This window comes from Pseudarthrobacter sp. 902506025 (assembly GCF_040702325.1).
Lineage (GTDB): Bacteria > Actinomycetota > Actinomycetes > Actinomycetales > Micrococcaceae > Arthrobacter.
In genome coordinates this window covers 94,132-111,649 of record NZ_JBFBKW010000002.1, presented here as the reverse complement: position 1 = coordinate 111,649, position 17,518 = coordinate 94,132, and the positions used below count along the sequence as shown (strand labels likewise).

The following is a 17,518-nucleotide window of genomic DNA, read 5'->3' as shown; positions in this document are numbered from 1 at the left end:
CATGCAGGGAACCGTTAACGAGGACGAAGAAGCGCGCCAGTATGTGCTGTCCGCGTTGGCACGGGAACGTGGCCTCGGACTCGCAGCGGACCCGGACTTCGACCGGAGGATGGCCCGGCACTTTCCCACCCTCCGCAGCCTCTTCCATTCCCTGTACGGTGACCGGACGGACTGGCTGGATCAGCTCTCCGCGCTGGTGGTGCAGAGCGCAGCCTCCTGGCAGGAACGCCCGCAGGAGCTGAAAACCCTGGACGCCGAACGGGAGGCGGACCCGGACTGGTTCCAGTCCAACCGGATGCTGGGCGGCGTCTGCTACGTGGACCGCTACGCCGAAAGCCTCGAAGGGGTCCGCGCCCGCATTCCGTACTTCAAGGAACTGGGCCTCACCTACCTGCACCTCATGCCGTTGTTCCTGGCGCCGGAACCACATTCGGATGGCGGGTATGCGGTCTCAAGCTACCGTGAGGTCAACCCAAAGCTGGGCACCATGGAGCAGCTGCGATCCCTGGCAGCAGAACTGAGGGACAACGGCATCAGCCTGGTGGTGGACTTCATCTTCAACCACACCTCGGACGAGCACGACTGGGCCCGGAAGGCAGCCGCCGGGGACCCGGAATACAGCGGCTACTACTGGATCTTCCCGGACCGGACGCTCCCGGACGCCTTCGAGGCGGATGTCCGCGAGATCTTCCCGGAAAACCACCCCGGATCCTTTATCAGGATGGAGGACGGCCGGTGGGTCTGGGCTACGTTCCACACCTACCAATGGGACCTGAACTACTCCAACCCGGAGGTCTTCCGGGCCATGGCTGCCGAGATGCTGTTCCTTGCCAACCAGGGCGTTGACATCCTGCGGATGGATGCGGTGGCGTTCATCTGGAAGCAACTGGGTACCCCCTGCGAGAACCTTCCGCAGGCGCACACGCTGCTGCGGGCGTTCAACGCGGTGTGCCGGCTGGCGGCTCCGGCGCTGCTGTTCAAGTCCGAGGCCATCGTGCACCCGGACGAGGTAGCGCTCTACATCGACCGCAGGGAATGCCAGCTTTCCTACAACCCGCTGCAGATGGCCCTCATCTGGGAATCCCTGGCCACCAGGGATGTCTCGCTCCTGGCCCAGGCACTGCACCGGCGGCACAACATCCCGGAGGGCACGGCGTGGGTGAACTACGTCCGCAGCCATGACGACATCGGCTGGACCTTCGCCGATGAGGACGCCGCCGAACTGGGCATCAACGGCTTCGACCACCGCCGCTTCCTGAACTCCTTCTACGTCAACCGTTTCCCGGGAAGCTTTGCCCGCGGCGTCCCGTTCCAGGACAACCCCAAGACCGGCGACTGCCGGATTTCAGGCACGACGGCGTCCCTGTGCGGCATGGAGGTGGACCCCGCTGAGGCGGTGGAACGGATCCTCCTGGCCCATTCGGTGCCCTTCAGCACCGGCGGCGTCCCGCTGCTGTACCTGGGCGACGAGGTGGGGCAGGTCAACGACTATGGGTACGCGTCCGAGCCCGGCCACGAGGAGGATAGCCGCTGGGTGCACCGGCCGCATTTCCCCGCGGAGCAGTACGCCCGCCGCCTGGACCCTGCCACGCCGGAAGGAGCCGTGTACGCCGGGCTGAAGCGGATGATCGAGGTCCGGACCAGCACCCCCGGACTGGCGGGGACCACGCTGATCGATTTCGGCACCAACAACCGCGCAGTGCTCGGCTACCAGCGGCCGGGCGCGACGGAGGACGGTCCCACCGTCCTGGCCCTGGCCAACTTCAGCGACGACGCCCAGACCCTCCCGGCTGAAACGTTCGGCGGCTTCTCCCGTGCCGCCGTCGACCTTCTCTCCGAAGCAACCATGCAGCTGGTCGACGGCGTCACCCTCCTCCCCCGGCAATACCTCTGGCTGCGCGTCACGCCGCGGTAACCGGGAGGCTGCGATTGGGACCTGGCACCGGGGCGTGAAACCATACGGATCATGGCCTCCAAGATTGCGTACCAGGGTGAGCCCGGCGCCAACTCCAATATCGCGTGTCAGCAGATGTTCCCGGACATGGAAAGCGTGCCGTGCGCCAGTTTTGAGGATGCCTTTGAGCTGGTGACCAGCGGCGAGGCGGAGCTGGCCATGATCCCCATCGAGAACTCGATCGCCGGCCGGGTGGCGGACATCCACATCCTGCTGCCGCAGTCCAACCTGCAGATCGTGGGCGAGTACTTCCTGCCCATCCATTTCGACCTGCTGGGCATCCCGGGCAGCACCATTGAAGGCGCCACGGAGGTCCACAGCCACATCCACGCACTGGGCCAGTGCCGGAAGCTGATCCGCGAGCACGGCCTCAAGCCCGTCATCGCCGGCGACACTGCCGGTTCGGCCAGGGAGGTGGCGGAATGGAACGATCCGCGCAAGCTCTCCCTCGCTCCCCCGTTGGCCGCCGACATCTACGGCCTGAAGGTCCTGGCCTCCCGGGTGGAGGACGACCCCTCCAACACCACCCGCTTCGTGGTCCTGGCCCGCGAAAAGGCACTGCCGGTCCGGGACGAACTTCCCGGACCGGCAGTCACCAGCTTTGTGTTCCGGGTGCGCAACGTCCCGTCCGCCCTGTACAAGGCACTGGGCGGCTTCGCCACCAACGGCGTGAACATGACCCGGCTGGAAAGCTACATGGTGGGCAACGAGTTCGCCGCCACCATGTTCATGGCTGATGTCGAAGGCCACCCCGAGGACCTGCCGCTGAAGCTGGCCCTCGAGGAACTGGACTTCTTCACCACCGAGGTGCGGATCCTCGGCGTGTACGCCGCGGCCGACTACCGGGCCGCGGCCGCAACCGCCTGACGCGGTGCCGTGGGGGCGGCCTTCAGCAGCGGCGTGAAGAACGCGCCCAGCTCCGCGGTTGCCGTCAGCGGCAGGACATTGGCCACGTACTGGTCCGGGCGGACCACCACCACAACGCCGCTGCGATCCAGGCCGCGGAGGTCGAAAATGTCCGCCTTGGGATCCGTGGCGTACACCTTCTCGTAGTCGGTCAGCTTGAACGGGCCTACCAGCGGCTTGAAGACGGCGGGCACGGCATTGATGTCGACGGCGGTGTGCGGCTGCTGGTAGATGACCTTCAGGTCGAACCATGCGTCCGGGTCGGCGCCGGCAGGGGTGGCGGCCAGCGGGGACTCCGGAGAGTTCGCGAACCACTCGGCGAGCATGTCCGTTGCCGAGTTGGTGCCCGGCAGGGCGGGGTCGGCGAAGACGTAGATCCGCCAGCGGCCGTCGGCGGTGGCGTGGTGGCCCAGATGGAGGGGGTTGGTGTCCCCCACCCGGACCACGGGTGCCGACTTGAAGCGCTTGCCCACGGGGAATCCGGTGGCCAGGTCTTGGTGGTCGGTGCTCCCAACGATCAGGGACGGCGTGTACTGCGTCATGAAGCCGGCAGGGAATTCGGCGGTCTGCACGTAGAAGTCCTCAAGGTCGGAAGGGTGCTCGAACTCCTCCGGCTTCTTGGCCATCATGGTGGACCATTCCTTGTCGAAGTCGATGAGGTTCTTGGCCACCACCTGGCGTTCCTCGGAGTACGTGGTGAGCAGGCTCTCCGGGCTGCGGCCCTCCAGCACGTGGCCCAGCTTCCACGCGATGTTGAAGCCGTCCTGCATGGAGACGTTCATCCCCTGGCCGGCCTTGGCGCTGTGGGTGTGGCAGGCGTCCCCGGTGATGAACACCCGCGGGGTGCGGGTGCCGCGCTCGGCCGGCAGGACGTCGTCGAACCTGTCCGTGAGCCGGTGGCCCACCTCGTAGACGCTGTGCCACGCGACGTTCCGGACGTCCAGCGTGTAGGGGTGCAGGATCGCGTTGGCCTTGGCGATGATCTCCTCGATGGTGGTGTTGCGGACCGAGTGCTGGCTGTTCGGATCCACTTCGCCCAAGTCCACGTACATGCGGAACAGGTGGCCGCCCTCGCGCGGGATCAGCAGGATGCTGCCCTCGGCACCCTGGATGGCGCACTTGGTCCGGATGTCCGGGAAGTCGGTGACGGCCAGCGTGTCCATGACACCCCAGGCGTGGTTGGCCTGGTCGCCGGCAAGGGTGCAGCCGATGGCCTGGCGCACCTTGCTGCGCGCACCATCCGCGCCCACCACATACTTGGCGCGGACAATCCGTTCCTGGCCTTCGTTGGGTCCGGCGGTGTGGCGGAGGGTCACGGTGACGGGGTAGTCGCCCTCGGCGGCCACCGTCAGGCCCTCGAAGTCGTAGCCGTAGTCAGGCTTGAGGCGTGTGGGCGAGTTGGCGGCAAATTCCGCGAAGTAGTCCAGCACGCGGGCCTGGTTGACGATCAGGTGGGGGAACTCGCTGATGCCCATCTCGTCATCCACGGCCCGGGCAGTCCGGATGATGTTCGCGTGGTTGGCGGGATCCGGCTTCCAGAACGCCATTTCGGTGATGCGGTACGCCTCGGCGATGATCCGCTCCGCGAAACCGAAGGCCTGGAACGTCTCCACGCTGCGCGCCTGGATGCCGTCGGCCTGCCCGATGGCGAGCCTGCCGGGGCGGCGTTCGATGATCCGGGTGGTCACGTTGGGGAACATGGACAGCTGGGCCGCGGCGAGCATGCCGGCAGGTCCGGTGCCCACGATGAGGACGTCCACTTCGTCAGGAAGTTCCTCGGGGCGGTTAAGGCCGACGCCGGCCGCCGGCTGGATTCGGGGGTCACCGGATACGTATCCGTGGTGGTGGAACTGCACGGGCTTTCCTCACTTCGTTGTGGATGACTATCGGGACTGTGTTCTATATCAGAACACGTGATTCGATAATCGAAACTATAAATCTGGCTTCCACTGTACGCCCCATGTGATCCGGGCTACAAGTGCCATCGGTCAACTCGTCAAAAGCCCGGAAAATTGGGGGTTGACGGTCTGCGCCCGATGGGTGATAGTGATCGTATACGATTTCGTACCTGATGAGGAGAAGGCTTTGGAGCAGGTCAACGGCGACACCCTGGCGGCAGCACGCAAGGTGATCGCAGTGCACATCAACTACCCCAGCCGGGCGGCGCAGCGTGGCCGCACGCCGGCCCAGCCGTCCTACTTCCTCAAGCCTTCCAGTTCGCTGGCCCTAGGCGGAAGCCCCGTAGAGCGTCCGGCCGGTTGCGAACTGCTCGGGTACGAGGGCGAGATCGCCCTGGTCATCGGCAAGGCCGCCCGCCGCGTCAGCATCGAGGATGCGTGGAGCCACGTTGCGGCCATTACCGCCAGCAACGACCTCGGCGTGTACGACCTGCGCTGGGCGGACAAGGGCTCCAACCTCCGGTCCAAGGGCGGGGACGGGTTCACCCCGGTGGGCCCGGCACTGATTCCGGCAGACGCCGTCGACCCTTCACAATTGCGGATCCGTACCTGGCACAACGGGGACCTGGTCCAGGACGACACCACCGGGGACCTGCTCTTCCCGTTCGCCCGGCTGGTGGCGGACCTCTCCCAGCTCCTCACGCTCGAGGAAGGCGACATCATCCTCACCGGCACGCCGGCCGGCGCCTCGGTCGCGAAGCCGGGCGACATGCTGGAAGTGGAAGTGGAGACGGTGGACGGCCGCCTGACCACCGGCCGGCTGGTCACCACCGTTGAGGAAGGCACGACGGCGTTCGCGGACTTTGGTGCCCGGCCCAAGGTCGATGACCTGCAGCGGGAGGAAGCCTACGGTTCCCGTGAAGCGGCGGGGCTTGCCGCCGTCGCGCCTGCCCTCACTCCGGAGCTGAAAGCCAAGCTGGAGTCCGTCGCCACCGCCACCCTGTCCTCCCAGATGCGCAAGCGGGGCCTTAACAACGTCAGCATCGACGGACTGCAGGCCACCCGCTCGGACCGCCGCGTGGTGGGACTGGCCCGCACCCTGCGCTACGTCCCCAACCGCGAGGACCTGTTCAAGACCCACGGCGGCGGCTTCAACGCCCAAAAGAAGGCCATCGACTCCGTGAACGAAGGCGAAATCCTGGTCATGGAAGCCCGCGGCGAAAAGGGAACCGGCACCGTGGGCGACATCCTGGCCCTCCGCGCCCAGGTCCGCGGCGCCGCTGCCATCATCACCGACGGCGGCGTCCGCGACTACTCCGCCGTGGCGGACCTGGAAATGCCCACCTACTTCGCCAACCCGCACCCGGCCGTTCTGGGGCGCCGCCACATCCCGTGGGACACGGACATCACCATCGCCTGCGGCGGAGCCACCGTCCAGCCCGGCGACATCATCGTGGCCGATTCCGACGGCATCCTGGTGATCCCGCCGGCCATCGCCGAAGAACTGGTGGCGGACTGCATCCAGCAGGAGAAGGAAGAAACCTTCATCTTCGAGATGGTCAAGCAGGGCAACAGCGTTGACGGCCTCTACCCCATGAACGCTGAATGGCAGGCCCGGTACCAGGAGTGGGAAGCAGGAAACCACAATGACTGAGGCCACCATGGTTGCCGGCAGCAAGTCCGAGCAGGCCTACCAGGCCGTCAAGGCCCGGATTGTCGAAGGCGCCTACACCCCCGGCTACCGGCTGGTGCTGGGCTCCATCGCCAAGGACCTGGGGTTCAGCGTGGTCCCCGTCCGCGAAGCCATCCGCCGGCTCGAGGCCGAGGGCCTGGTGACGTTCGAACGCAACGTGGGCGCCACCGTGGCCGGCATTGATCCCACCGAATACCTCTACACCATGCAGACCCTCAGCATCGTGGAAGGCGCCGCCACAGCGCTGTCCGCCCCGCTGATCGATCCCGCAGCCGTGGCCAGGGCCCGCGCCGTGAACGAAGAGATGCGCGAGTGCCTGGACCACTTCGACCCCGTCCGGTTCACGCAGCTCAACCAGGACTTCCACAGCGTCCTGTTCGAGCACTGCCCCAACCCGCACATCCTGGACCTGGTGCACCGCGGCTGGAACCGGCTCGCAGCCATCCGGTCCTCCACGTTCCGCTTCGTCCCGGGCCGCGCCCGCGATTCCGTGGATGAACACGAAAACCTGCTGAAGCTCATCGAAACCGGAGCCGACGCAGAGCAGATCGAAAAAGCCGCCCGGCTCCACCGCTCGGCAACCCTTGACGCATATCTCGCCCAAGCAAAGCACCAGTAAGGACTTCAACGATGACGACCTCAGTAGAAACCGCCAAGCACTACGTCCCTGAGGACCTGCCCACCCACATCCAGCACTACATCAACGGCCAGTTCGTCGATTCCGTGGGCGGCAAGACCTTCGACGTCCTGGACCCGGTGTCCAACAGGAACTACGCCACCGCCGCGGCCGGCCAAAAGGAAGACATCGACCTCGCCGTCGCCGCCGCCCGCGACGCGTTCGTGAACGGCCCCTGGCCGAAGATGAAGCCCCGCGAGCGCGCCCGCATCCTGAACAGGATCGCCGACGCCGTCGAGGCCCAGGAAGCCCGCCTCGCCGAACTGGAAACGTTCGATACCGGACTGCCGATCACCCAGGCCAAGGGCCAGGCCCTCCGCGCCGCCGAGAACTTCCGCTTCTTCGCTGACCTGATCGTGGCCCAGTTCGACGACGCCATGAAGGTCCCGGGCTCGCAGATCAACTACGTGAACCGCAAGCCGATCGGCGTGGCCGGACTGATCACCCCGTGGAACACCCCGTTCATGCTCGAGTCCTGGAAGCTGGCCCCGGCCCTGGCCACCGGCAACACCGTGGTCCTCAAGCCGGCCGAGTTCACGCCGCTTTCCGCGTCGCTGTGGGCCACCATCTTCAAGGACGCCGGCCTGCCCGATGGCGTCTTCAACCTGGTCAACGGCCTGGGCGAGGAAGCCGGCGACGCGCTGGTCAAGCACCCAGATGTCCCGCTGATCTCCTTCACCGGCGAGACCACCACCGGCCAGACGATCTTCCGCAACGCCGCCACCAACCTCAAGGGCCTCTCCATGGAGCTCGGCGGCAAGTCCCCCTGCGTCGTATTTGCCGACGCCGACCTGGACGCCGCCATCGATTCCGCCCTGTTCGGCGTCTTCTCCCTCAACGGCGAGCGCTGCACCGCCGGCTCCCGCATCCTGGTGGAGCGCGCCATCTACGACGAATTCTGCGAAAAGTACGCCGCCCGGGCCAAGAACATCGTGGTGGGCGATCCGCACGACCCCAAGACCCAGGTGGGCGCCCTGGTCCACCCCGAGCACTACGAGAAGGTGGCATCCTACGTGGAGATCGGCAAGTCCGAGGGCCGGCTCCTGGCCGGCGGCGGCCGCCCCGGCCACCTGCCCGAAGGCAACTACATCGCACCCACGGTGTTTGCCGACGTCGCCCCCGACGCCCGGATCTTCCAGGAAGAGATCTTCGGACCGGTCGTGGCCATCACCCCGTTCGAGAACGACGACGAGGCCCTCGCCCTGGCGAACAACACCAAGTACGGCCTGGCCGCCTACATCTGGACCCAGAACCTCACCCGGGCCCACAACTTCTCGCAGAACGTCGAAGCCGGCATGGTGTGGCTGAACAGCCACAACGTCCGCGACCTGCGCACCCCGTTCGGCGGCGTCAAGGCCTCGGGCCTGGGCCACGAGGGCGGCTACCGCTCGATCGACTTCTACACCGACCAGCAGGCCGTGCACATCACGCTCGGCACCGTCCACACCCCCAAATTCGGCGCCTAAGCCAACCGGCCGCCGTCCTACTTTCCACGCCCCCTTTCAAAGAAGAGAGAATCCAATGACCAACTTCGTCCCCACCCCCACCGTCCCGGCACCGGACATCGTCCGCTGCGCCTACATGGAAATCGTGGTCACGGACCTCCCCAAGTCCCGCGAGTTCTACGTTGACGTCCTGGGCCTGCACGTCACCGAAGAAGACGAAAACAACATCTACCTGCGCTCCCTCGAGGAGTTCATCCACCACAACCTGGTGCTGCGCAAGGGACCGGTGGCCGCCGTCGCCGCCTTCGCCTACCGCGTGAAGTCCCCCGCCGAGGTGGACGCCGCAGAGGCCTACTACAAGGAACTCGGCTGCCGGGTGGAGCGCCGCAAGGAAGGCTTCACCAAAGGCGTCGGCGACTCCGTCCGCGTGGAGGACCCGCTGGGCTTCCCCTACGAGTTCTTCTACGACGTAGAGCACGTGGAACGCCTCACCCAGCGCTACGACCTCTACTCCGCCGGCGAACTGGTCCGCCTTGACCACTTCAACCAGGTCACCCCGGACGTCCCCAAGGGCCGCAAGTACCTGGAGGACCTGGGCTTCCGCGTCTCCGAGGACATCAAGGATTCCGACGGCGTCACCTACGCCGCGTGGATGCACCGCAAGCAGACCGTGCACGACACCGCCCTCACCGGCGGCAACGGCCCGCGCATGCACCACGTCGCGTTCGCCACGCACGAGAAGCACAACATCATCCAGATCTGCGACAAGATGGGCGCCCTGCGCATCAGCGACAGGATCGAACGCGGCCCCGGCCGGCACGGCGTCTCCAACGCCTTCTACCTCTACATCCTGGACCCGGACGGACACCGCATCGAGATCTACACCCAGGACTACTACACCGGCGACCCGGACAACCCCACCATCACCTGGGACGTCCACGACAACCAGCGCCGCGACTGGTGGGGCAACCCCGTGGTCCCGTCCTGGTACACCGAAGCCTCCCTGGTCCTCGACCTCGACGGCAACCCGCAGCCGGTCATCGTCCGCGAGGAAAAGTCCGAGATGGCCGTGACCGTGGGCGCCGACGGCTTCTCCTACACCCGCAAGCCCGAAGGTGAAGCCGCTGAGGGCTTCAAGCTGGGAGTCCAGGTCTAACCATGCTGGAGCCAAAGACGATTGAGGCCATCGCGGACGAGCTGGTGGAAGCCGGCCGGACCCGCACCCCTGTTCCCCGCCTGACGGCCCGCTACCCGGAAATGACGGTGGAGGACTCCTACGCCGTGCAGCAGCTGTGGCGCCGCCGCAACGAGGACGCGGGCCGGACCCTGGTAGGGCGCAAGATCGGCCTCACGTCCAAGGCCATGCAGGCCGCCACCGGCATCACCGAACCGGACTACGGCGCCATCTTCGATGACATGGTGCTGGACACTGGCTGCTCCGTGGCGTGGGACAAGTACACGCACCCGCGGGTGGAGGTGGAGCTGGCGTTCGTCCTGAAGGACGGGCTGAAGGGCCCCGGCGTCACCATCTTCGATGTCCTGAAGGCCACCGACTACGTGGTTCCGGCCCTCGAAATCCTGGACTCCAGGATCGAGATGGAGGGCCGGACCATCGTGGACACCATCTCCGACAACGCCGCGATGGGCGCCATGGTGATCGGCGGCAACCCCGTCAAGCCGGACGCCGTGGACCTCCGTTGGGTCTCCGCCATCCTGTACAAGAACCAGACCGTGGAGGAGACCGGTGTGGCCGCCGGAGTCCTGGACCACCCTGCCAACGGCGTCCACTGGCTGGCCAACAAGATCGCCGCCCACGGCGACGCCCTGAAGGCCGGGGACATCATCCTGGCAGGGTCCTTCACCCGGCCCATGTGGGTCTACAAGGGCGACACCGTCCACGCCGACTACGGTCCCCTGGGGAGCGTGACATGCCGTTTCGAATAGAGGACACCTTCCGGTCCGCCTTGGCCCAGGCGGACCGCCCTCTCGCCGGGATGTGGGTCTGCTCCGGCAGCCCGCTGGTCGCCGAACTGTGCGCGGGATCGGGCCTGGACTGGCTCCTGGTGGACGCCGAGCACAGCCCCAACGGGCTCGAATCCATCCTGGCCCAGCTCCAGGCCGTCCACGGCTACCCGGTCCACACCCTGGTCCGGCCCCCGGTCAACGACACCGTGGTGATCAAGCAATACCTGGACCTGGGTGTGCAGAACCTGCTGATACCCATGGTCAACTCGGTGGCCGAGGCTGAAGCCGCGGTGGCCGCCACCCGCTACCCGCCCCACGGCGTCCGCGGAGTGGGGTCCGCGCTGGCCCGCGCCGCACGCTGGAACCGGGTCCCGGACTACCTGGCCCGGGCCAACGAGACCATCAGCGTCACCGTCCAGATCGAATCCACCGCCGCCGTGGCGGCGGTGGAGGACATCCTCAAGGTGGACGGCGTGGACGCTGTCTTCGTCGGCCCGTCAGACCTCGCCGCCTCCATGGGCCTGCTGGGACAGCAGGAACACCCCGAGGTGCGCGCCGCCGTCGACCACTGCCTGTCGGCTGCCGCAGCGGCCGGGAAGCCCGCTGGCGTGAACGCCTTCAACCCGGACACCGCCAAGCATTACCTCGCGAACGGCGCCGACTTCATCCTGGTGGGCGCCGACGTCGCCATCCTGGCCCGCGGCTCCGAAGCCCTCGCCGCAAAGTACATCAAACCCGCCGGCGGCGACGCCCCTGCCAGCTACTGACCTTCCCTTCCTAAGGACTTCCCATGACAGTTACTTCCGAGCTGCCCCCTGCCCTCACACCGGAGCGCGAAGCCACGCTCCTTGCCTCCGTGCCCACTGGTCTTTTGATCGATGGTGAGTGGGTGGAAGCGTCCGACGGCGGCACGTTCGACGTGCACGATCCGGCCACCGGGGAGGTGCTCGCCACCCTCGCCTCCGCCACCAGCGCCGATGCAGTCGCGGCTTTGGACGCGGCCGACGCGGCCCAGGCGTCGTGGGCACGCACCGCACCCCGGGTACGGTCCGAGATCCTCCGCCGCGCCTTCGACCTGGTCACCGAACGGGCGGAGGACTTCGCGCTGCTGATGACCCTGGAGATGGGCAAACCCCTGGCCGAGGCCCGCGGCGAAGTGGCCTACGGGGCGGAGTTCCTGCGCTGGTTCGCCGAGGAAACCGTCCGCGACTACGGCCGCTACCTCACCACCCCCGAGGGCAAGAACAAAATCCTGGTCCAGCACAAACCCGTCGGACCCTGCCTGCTCATCACCCCCTGGAACTTCCCGCTCGCGATGGCCACCCGCAAGGTCGCCCCCGCCGTCGCCGCCGGCTGCACCATGGTCCTCAAACCCGCCAAACTCACGCCGCTCACGGCGCAGTACTTCGCCCAGACCATGCTCGACGCCGGCCTCCCGCCCGGGGTCCTCAACGTCGTCGCCTCCTCCTCCGCGTCCGGGATTTCCGGGCCGCTGCTGAAGGACTCCCGGCTCCGGAAGGTCTCGTTCACCGGGTCAACCCCGGTCGGGAAGCGCCTGATGGCCGACGCCGCCCAGAACGTCCTCCGCACCTCCATGGAACTCGGCGGGAACGCCCCCTTCATCGTCTTCGAGGACGCCGACCTCGACGCCGCGGTCGACGGCGCCATGGCCGCGAAAATGCGGAACATGGGCGAAGCCTGCACCGCCGCCAACCGCTTCCTCGTCCACGAAACCGTCGCCCCCGAGTTCACCGCCAAGTTCGCCGCCGCCATGGGCGCCCTGACCACCGGCCGCGGCACCGACCCCGCCACCACCGTCGGGCCCTTGATCGACGCCGGCGCCCGCGACGACGTCCACACCCTGGTATCAGCGGCCGTGGAGGCCGGGGCGGTGGCCGTGACCGGCGGCGCCCCCGTGGACGGGCCCGGCTACTTCTACCAGCCCACCGTCCTGGCCAACGTCCCCAACCACGCCGCGATCCTCGGCCAGGAAATCTTCGGACCCGTCGCCCCCATCACCACCTTCAGCAGCGAGCAGCAAGCCATCGAACTGGCCAACAACACCGAGTACGGCCTGGCTTCCTACCTCTACAGCAAGGACTTCAACCGGCTCCTCCGCGTCGCCGAACAGATCGAGTTCGGCATGGTCGGGTTCAACGCCGGCGTCATCTCCAACGCCGCAGCACCCTTCGGCGGCGTCAAACAATCAGGCCTCGGCCGGGAAGGCGGCTCCGAAGGCATCGCCGAATACACCACGACCCAATACATCGGCATCGCCGACCCCCACGCGGGCCACTAGCGCGCGGCGGCATGGTGGGTGTTGGCGGGAGCAGGGAGGTGAAGTCAACCCTGTTGCGTGGTGACCCAGCCGGCCGTCAGGCCGGTGACCTTGCTCCCGTCCAGGTCATTCAGCTTGGCAGCTACGAAGTCGCGTGCCCAGGAGGACGTCTGGATACGGAACGCCGCGCTGCTGTCCTGGAGCGTGGACAGGACCACCTCCGCAACATCGGCCGGCTGTTGAGCGCTGCTGCTTGCGAACTGCCGGCTGGTTCTTTCCAGGTAGGCCGAAATGGCGGGGCGGTACGGTCCTGCTGCGGACAGCAAGGCACCTGAGTCGATTCCGGCGTTCTCCACAAAACTGCTGGAGACCGCGCCCGGCTCAATAAGGTGCACCCTTACCCCAACCGTCCTGGCCACGGGCTGGAGGCTCTCCAGGAAGCCCTCCACAGCGAATTTCGCCGCGCAGTAGGCCTCATTGAAGGGTTGGCCCACCACTCCCCCAACGGAACTGACGGTGATGACGCATCCACTGGAGTCGCGCAGGAGTGGCATGGCGGCACGTGTCAGGGCGACCACGCCAAAGAAGTTCACTTCCATGGCATTGTGGAAGTCGGTTGTTTCCATCATTTCCACCGTGCCCACGGCTGCGCTGCCGGCATTGTTGACCAGGGCATCCAGCCCGCCGTATGTGTTGAGGCAATAGGCGATTTCCCGCTGGATGTCCCCCGCATCAGTGACGTCGAGCTGCCGGATGTCCAGCTCCACTCCTGCCGCGCGCGCTTCTGCCCGCAGGGCCTCTGCACGTTTCAGATCACGCATGGTGGCAACTATCTTCCAGCCTGAACGGGCTGTCTCAATCGCGCTGGCCAGGCCAATACCCGTAGACGTTCCGGTGATCAGGACCACCGGAACGGCCGCAGTATTGCTGTCCGCAGTTGCCTGTTCGCTCATGGACGTGCTCCCTGCTGCCGGTATTCGAGGTGGCCTGCTTCGAACAGTTTCCCCGGCACAGTGGGATCCAGCAATATGTCGGGGCAGCCGGGCACGTCCGGCGGGACATGCTCCCAGCGTCAAGGAGTCTGCGCACAAAGACAAGAGCCTGGAGCAGGGGCCAGCCCACACTGGGAGTAACCCGCTACGCCGACCGGCTGGCGTCCTTGCCTACTCGAAGTGGAGTATCCCTTGGAAACCTATGATGCGCTTCTCGCGTCCATTGCCCCCGCCGCCGGCACCGGCCGGACCATCTTTGACCCTGCCACCGGTGAAGCCGTGGGCGAAGCCCCCATCCACGATCTCGACTACCTTGAAGGCGCCGTGTCCGCCGCCGTCGCCGCCCAGCCCACCTGGGCTGCCCTGGGCCACGACGCAAGGTCCGCCGCGCTCCTCAAAGCAGCCGACGCCGTCGAGCGCTCCGCCGAGGAACTCGCCCAACTGCTCTCCCGCGAGCAGGGCAAACCCCTCAACGGCCCCAACGCCCGCTTCGAAGTCGGCGCCTGCGTCGCGTGGCTCCGCGCCACCGCCGGCCTGCCGCTGGAGCCGGAAACCATCGTGGACGACGGCGAGACCCGAGCCGAGCTGCACTACCGGCCCATCGGCGTCGTCGGCGCGATCGGCCCCTGGAACTGGCCCATGATGATCGCCGTCTGGCAGCTCGCCCCGGCCCTGCGGATGGGCAATGCCGTGGTGGTCAAGCCCTCCGGCAACACCCCGCTGTCCGTGCTGGCCCTGGTCAAGGTCCTCAACGAGGAACTCCCGGACGGCATCATCTCGGTGGTTTCCTGCGGCCGCGAGGTCGGCGCCCGCCTCACCGACCACCCGGCGATCGGCAAGATCATGTTCACCGGTTCCACCGCCGGCGGCCGCGCCATCATCAAGTCCTCCGCGGACACCGTCAAACGGCTAACCCTGGAACTGGGCGGCAACGACGCCGGCATCGTCCTGCCGGACGCCGACCCCAAGGCCATCGCCCAGGACGTTTTCTGGGGTGCGTTCCTCAACACCGGCCAGACCTGCGCCGCGCTCAAGCGCCTCTACGTCCACGACAGCATCTACGACGCCGTGTGCGAAGAACTTGTAGCGGTGGCCAAGGCCATGCCGATGGGCAACGGCCTGGACGAGAACAACGTACTTGGCCCACTGCAGAACAAGGCCCAGTACGACGTCGTGGCGAACCTCGTGGAGGCAGCGAAGGCTTCGGGCGCACGCGTCCTGCTCGGCGGGAACCCGGACACCAGCCAGCCCGGCTACTTCTACCCCACCACCCTGGTAGCGGACATCGACAACGACAACCCGCTGGTGGCTGAGGAACAGTTTGGCCCGGCCCTGCCGATCATCCGCTACAGCACCATCGACGAAGCAGTGGAGAAGGCAAACGGACTCGACGTCGGACTCGGCGCCTCCGTCTGGTCCCCGGACCTGAAGACCGCCCGCGAGGTCGCAGCCCGGATCCAGGCCGGCACGGTGTGGATCAACCGGCACGGCGCCGTTGACCCCCGCATCCCGTTCGGCGGAGCCAAGCAGTCCGGTTACGGCGTGGAGTTCGGCGTCGAAGGCCTCAAAGCGCTCGGCGTCCCCCAGGTCATCAACGGCTGATCGAGACTTCAACGGCGGGGGTCCCGCATGCAACCCGCATGCAGGACCCCGCTGTACTGTTTGCCGGTGTTGCTAGCCCATGGCCGGTGCGGTGGACGTCCGGCCGGCGAACTGCCGGCGGGCCCAGCGGGCGAGCTTCTTGCCCTTGCCCTTCCACCAGTTGTCCTCGTCCTTGTTGTGGTGGAAGCGGAAGACGATGGCCACCAGCACGAACATGCCCATCACCACATCGACCCAGGACGACCTCACCAGGGCGATGAAGACGGTCAGGGCGTTGGCCATGACCGAGGGAATGGCCAAGGTCCGGAACACGGTACTGGCCACGAAGCGCCGGTGCGACCTCGGGACGGACAACTCGCGGACCATGTCGAAGCAGACGCAGACCACCACGATGGTTTGGCCGATGGCCAGCAGGACCTGGCCCGGCATGGAGCCGCTGAAGGCAGCCACGGCTTCCATTCCCGGGCTCACGGCCGGGCCTTGCTGTTAAGAGCTTTGCTGAGAACTTCAAACACGGAAAACCCCCAGAACTTGCGGAACCATCGCCGCTGATCCGGCGATGGTTCCATTCAAGTTTCAGGGGGCTTTTCCGTCACGAGTAGTGGGTACTCTAATTTCGCGGAACGCCGGAAGGCGGTACCTGCCGGGCCCTGCTGGCCGGCTTCTACTGCCCGATGGCCCGCGGCCGCCAGACCACCATGGCCTGGGACCTCGGCCGGGGCCGCTGCCCCCGCGCCAGGCTCACCACGTCACCGGCGGCGCCGGCGGCGAAGATCCGTGAATCCACCGCCCGCGGACGGCGGCCCAGTTCCTCGGTGAGTTCCGAGATCCGGCTTTGCAGCGCGGCCACCTGGTTTTCGAGTTCCAGGATGCGCTTGATCCCCTCCAGCGACACACCCTCGTGGGACAGCCGCTGCACTTCGCGCAGCATGTTCACGTCCCGCTGTGAGTAGCGCCGGGACTTGCCCGGGGCACGGCTGGGCTTGACGATCCCGAGCCTGTCGTACTGCCGCAGGGTCTGCGGGTGCATGTCCGCCAGCTCGGCAGCCACGGAGATCACGAAGATCGGCTGGTCAGCACTGATGTCCACGGCTCACCTCCGCTCCTAGAGCCGGGCCTTGGCTGCCAGGCCCTCACGGACATCCGCCGACGACGTGGCCTCGGCGAACGCCTTGACCGCAGCTTCGGCATCCTTGTTGAGATTCTTGGGAACCGCGACGTCGATGGTCACCAGGAGGTCGCCCGTGGCCTTGGACGTCTTCACGCCTTTGCCCTTGACCCGCAGGGTACGGCCCGACGGCGTGCCCGCCGGAACGCGCACCTTGACCTTCTCGCCGTCGATGGTGGGAACTTCGATGTCCGCTCCCAACGCAGCCTCCGGGAAGGTGACGGGTACGTGGATGCGGAGGTTGTCGCCGTCGCGCGTGTAGAAGGCGTGGGGCTGGACGGAGACGGACACCACCAGGTCGCCGTTGCCGGCCGCACCCGGCTGGCCCTTGCCGCGGACGCGGACCTTCTGGCCGTCCTTGATGCCAGCAGGGACACGGACGTCGATGACCTCCCCGCTGGGCTCGCGCAGGCCAATGGTGGTGCCGCGGATGGACCCGGCGAAGGAAATGCTGGTGGAGGCCGTACGGTCGGCACCCTTTTGCGGGGTGCGCTGGAAGCCGGGTGCACCGCCGAAGCCGCCGAAGAGGTCAGCGAACTCGGGCGGGATCCCGCCGCCTGCGGGGTTGAATCCGCCCGCATGGCGTCCGGTGTTGCCGGTGAACAGGCCGCCGAACATGTCCTCGAACCCGCCGTTGCCGCCCGCGGCACCCCCCGGAGCAAAGCGGGCACCGCTGCCCATGGCCCGGATAGCGTCGTACTGCTGGCGTTCGTCGGGATCCGAGAGCACCGAATAAGCCTCGGAGATGTCCTTGAACTTCTTCTCGGAAGCAGCGTTCCCCGCATTCGTATCAGGGTGGTGCTGCCGCGCAAGCTTCCGGTAGGCCTTCTTGATATCGGCTTCGGAAGCGTCCTTGGCAACACCAAGGATCTTGTAAAAGTCCTTGTCCACCCAATCCTGGCTAGCCAATGGCGTTTCCTTTCAAAAAGTTAGGGGCGGTG

Annotated in this window: 15 protein-coding genes; 10 read left to right on the top strand and 5 right to left on the bottom strand. The window is 66.7% G+C overall.

The features are described 5' to 3' along the window. Window position 1 precedes the first annotated feature (1 nt). Both AB0280_RS04310 and AB0280_RS04305 read left to right on the top strand, forming a co-directional pair. Window positions 2–1,915: an amylosucrase gene (locus AB0280_RS04310; RefSeq protein WP_366366294.1), complete on the top strand. Its 1,914-nt coding sequence runs from the start codon at window positions 2–4 to the stop codon at window positions 1,913–1,915. A gap of 51 nt (window positions 1,916–1,966) precedes the next feature. Further along, the gene (locus tag AB0280_RS04305; RefSeq protein WP_307491842.1) at window positions 1,967–2,821 is read left to right on the top strand and encodes a prephenate dehydratase; all 855 of its coding nucleotides are present in this window, start codon (window positions 1,967–1,969) and stop codon (window positions 2,819–2,821) included. Here AB0280_RS04305 and AB0280_RS04300 read toward each other — a convergent pair. Next, window positions 2,794–4,716: an FAD-binding monooxygenase gene (locus tag AB0280_RS04300; RefSeq protein WP_366366292.1), complete on the bottom strand. Its 1,923-nt coding sequence runs from the start codon at window positions 4,714–4,716 to the stop codon at window positions 2,794–2,796. The genes AB0280_RS04305 and AB0280_RS04300 overlap by 28 nt on opposite strands. 229 nt (window positions 4,717–4,945) lie before the next feature. Here AB0280_RS04300 and AB0280_RS04295 point away from each other — a divergent pair, with 229 nt between their 5' ends. The 7 genes from AB0280_RS04295 to AB0280_RS04265 are packed head-to-tail and all read left to right on the top strand — an operon-like array spanning window position 4,946 to window position 12,836. Continuing rightward, the gene (locus AB0280_RS04295; protein ID WP_366366648.1) at window positions 4,946–6,412 is read left to right on the top strand and encodes a fumarylacetoacetate hydrolase family protein; all 1,467 of its coding nucleotides are present in this window, start codon (window positions 4,946–4,948) and stop codon (window positions 6,410–6,412) included. Next, a complete protein-coding gene (locus tag AB0280_RS04290; protein ID WP_366366290.1) occupies window positions 6,405–7,070 on the top strand; it encodes a GntR family transcriptional regulator in 666 nt (221 codons plus the stop codon). The genes AB0280_RS04295 and AB0280_RS04290 overlap by 8 nt, the downstream gene beginning before the upstream one ends. A gap of 11 nt (window positions 7,071–7,081) precedes the next feature. After that, complete coding sequence (hpaE, locus tag AB0280_RS04285; RefSeq protein ID WP_366366289.1) at window positions 7,082–8,593, top strand: 5-carboxymethyl-2-hydroxymuconate semialdehyde dehydrogenase; 1,512 nt, start codon at window positions 7,082–7,084, stop codon at window positions 8,591–8,593. 55 nt (window positions 8,594–8,648) lie between these two features. Next, the gene (gene hpaD, locus AB0280_RS04280) at window positions 8,649–9,728 is read left to right on the top strand and encodes a 3,4-dihydroxyphenylacetate 2,3-dioxygenase (protein WP_366366288.1); all 1,080 of its coding nucleotides are present in this window, start codon (window positions 8,649–8,651) and stop codon (window positions 9,726–9,728) included. 2 nt (window positions 9,729–9,730) lie between these two features. Then, on the top strand, window positions 9,731–10,516 hold the full coding sequence (gene hpaH, locus AB0280_RS04275) for a 2-oxo-hept-4-ene-1,7-dioate hydratase (RefSeq protein WP_364402057.1): 786 nt from the start codon (window positions 9,731–9,733) through the stop codon (window positions 10,514–10,516). Further along, complete coding sequence (locus AB0280_RS04270) at window positions 10,501–11,304, top strand: HpcH/HpaI aldolase family protein (RefSeq protein WP_366366286.1); 804 nt, start codon at window positions 10,501–10,503, stop codon at window positions 11,302–11,304. Before hpaH ends, AB0280_RS04270 begins: the two co-directional genes overlap by 16 nt. A gap of 23 nt (window positions 11,305–11,327) precedes the next feature. Then, on the top strand, window positions 11,328–12,836 hold the full coding sequence (locus tag AB0280_RS04265; RefSeq protein ID WP_366366285.1) for an NAD-dependent succinate-semialdehyde dehydrogenase: 1,509 nt from the start codon (window positions 11,328–11,330) through the stop codon (window positions 12,834–12,836). Between the two features lie 44 nt (window positions 12,837–12,880). On the opposite strand, the gene AB0280_RS04260 is transcribed toward AB0280_RS04265, so the two are convergent. Further along, a complete protein-coding gene (locus AB0280_RS04260; RefSeq protein ID WP_366366284.1) occupies window positions 12,881–13,768 on the bottom strand; it encodes an SDR family NAD(P)-dependent oxidoreductase in 888 nt (295 codons plus the stop codon). 231 nt (window positions 13,769–13,999) lie between these two features. Between AB0280_RS04260 and AB0280_RS04255 the strand changes: the two genes are divergently transcribed. Continuing rightward, the gene (locus tag AB0280_RS04255) at window positions 14,000–15,409 is read left to right on the top strand and encodes an aldehyde dehydrogenase family protein (RefSeq protein WP_366366282.1); all 1,410 of its coding nucleotides are present in this window, start codon (window positions 14,000–14,002) and stop codon (window positions 15,407–15,409) included. Between the two features lie 72 nt (window positions 15,410–15,481). Here the strand turns inward: AB0280_RS04255 and AB0280_RS04250 are convergent, their stop codons facing one another. The 3 genes from AB0280_RS04250 to AB0280_RS04240 all read right to left on the bottom strand — a co-directional run bounded on the left by AB0280_RS04250 (window position 15,482) and on the right by AB0280_RS04240 (window position 17,486). Further along, window positions 15,482–15,868: a hypothetical protein gene (locus AB0280_RS04250; protein WP_224027230.1), complete on the bottom strand. Its 387-nt coding sequence runs from the start codon at window positions 15,866–15,868 to the stop codon at window positions 15,482–15,484. Between the two features lie 205 nt (window positions 15,869–16,073). Continuing rightward, a complete protein-coding gene (locus AB0280_RS04245; RefSeq protein WP_141159097.1) occupies window positions 16,074–16,499 on the bottom strand; it encodes a heat shock protein transcriptional repressor HspR in 426 nt (141 codons plus the stop codon). Between the two features lie 15 nt (window positions 16,500–16,514). After that, window positions 16,515–17,486, bottom strand: a complete 972-nt coding sequence (locus tag AB0280_RS04240; RefSeq protein ID WP_201302379.1) for a DnaJ C-terminal domain-containing protein — start codon at window positions 17,484–17,486, stop codon at window positions 16,515–16,517. Window positions 17,487–17,518: the final 32 nt, after the last annotated feature.

Coding starts and splice junctions, on each gene's coding strand:
- AB0280_RS04310 (WP_366366294.1), top strand. CDS start 2: ATGCAGGGAACCGTTAACGAGGACGAAGAAGCGCGCCAGTATGTGCTG.
- AB0280_RS04305 (WP_307491842.1), top strand. CDS start 1,967: ATGGCCTCCAAGATTGCGTACCAGGGTGAGCCCGGCGCCAACTCCAAT.
- AB0280_RS04290 (WP_366366290.1), top strand. CDS start 6,405: ATGACTGAGGCCACCATGGTTGCCGGCAGCAAGTCCGAGCAGGCCTAC.
- hpaE (WP_366366289.1), top strand. CDS start 7,082: ATGACGACCTCAGTAGAAACCGCCAAGCACTACGTCCCTGAGGACCTG.
- hpaD (WP_366366288.1), top strand. CDS start 8,649: ATGACCAACTTCGTCCCCACCCCCACCGTCCCGGCACCGGACATCGTC.
- hpaH (WP_364402057.1), top strand. CDS start 9,731: ATGCTGGAGCCAAAGACGATTGAGGCCATCGCGGACGAGCTGGTGGAA.
- AB0280_RS04270 (WP_366366286.1), top strand. CDS start 10,501: ATGCCGTTTCGAATAGAGGACACCTTCCGGTCCGCCTTGGCCCAGGCG.
- AB0280_RS04265 (WP_366366285.1), top strand. CDS start 11,328: ATGACAGTTACTTCCGAGCTGCCCCCTGCCCTCACACCGGAGCGCGAA.
- AB0280_RS04260 (WP_366366284.1), bottom strand. CDS start 13,768: ATGAGCGAACAGGCAACTGCGGACAGCAATACTGCGGCCGTTCCGGTG.
- AB0280_RS04250 (WP_224027230.1), bottom strand. CDS start 15,868: ATGGAAGCCGTGGCTGCCTTCAGCGGCTCCATGCCGGGCCAGGTCCTG.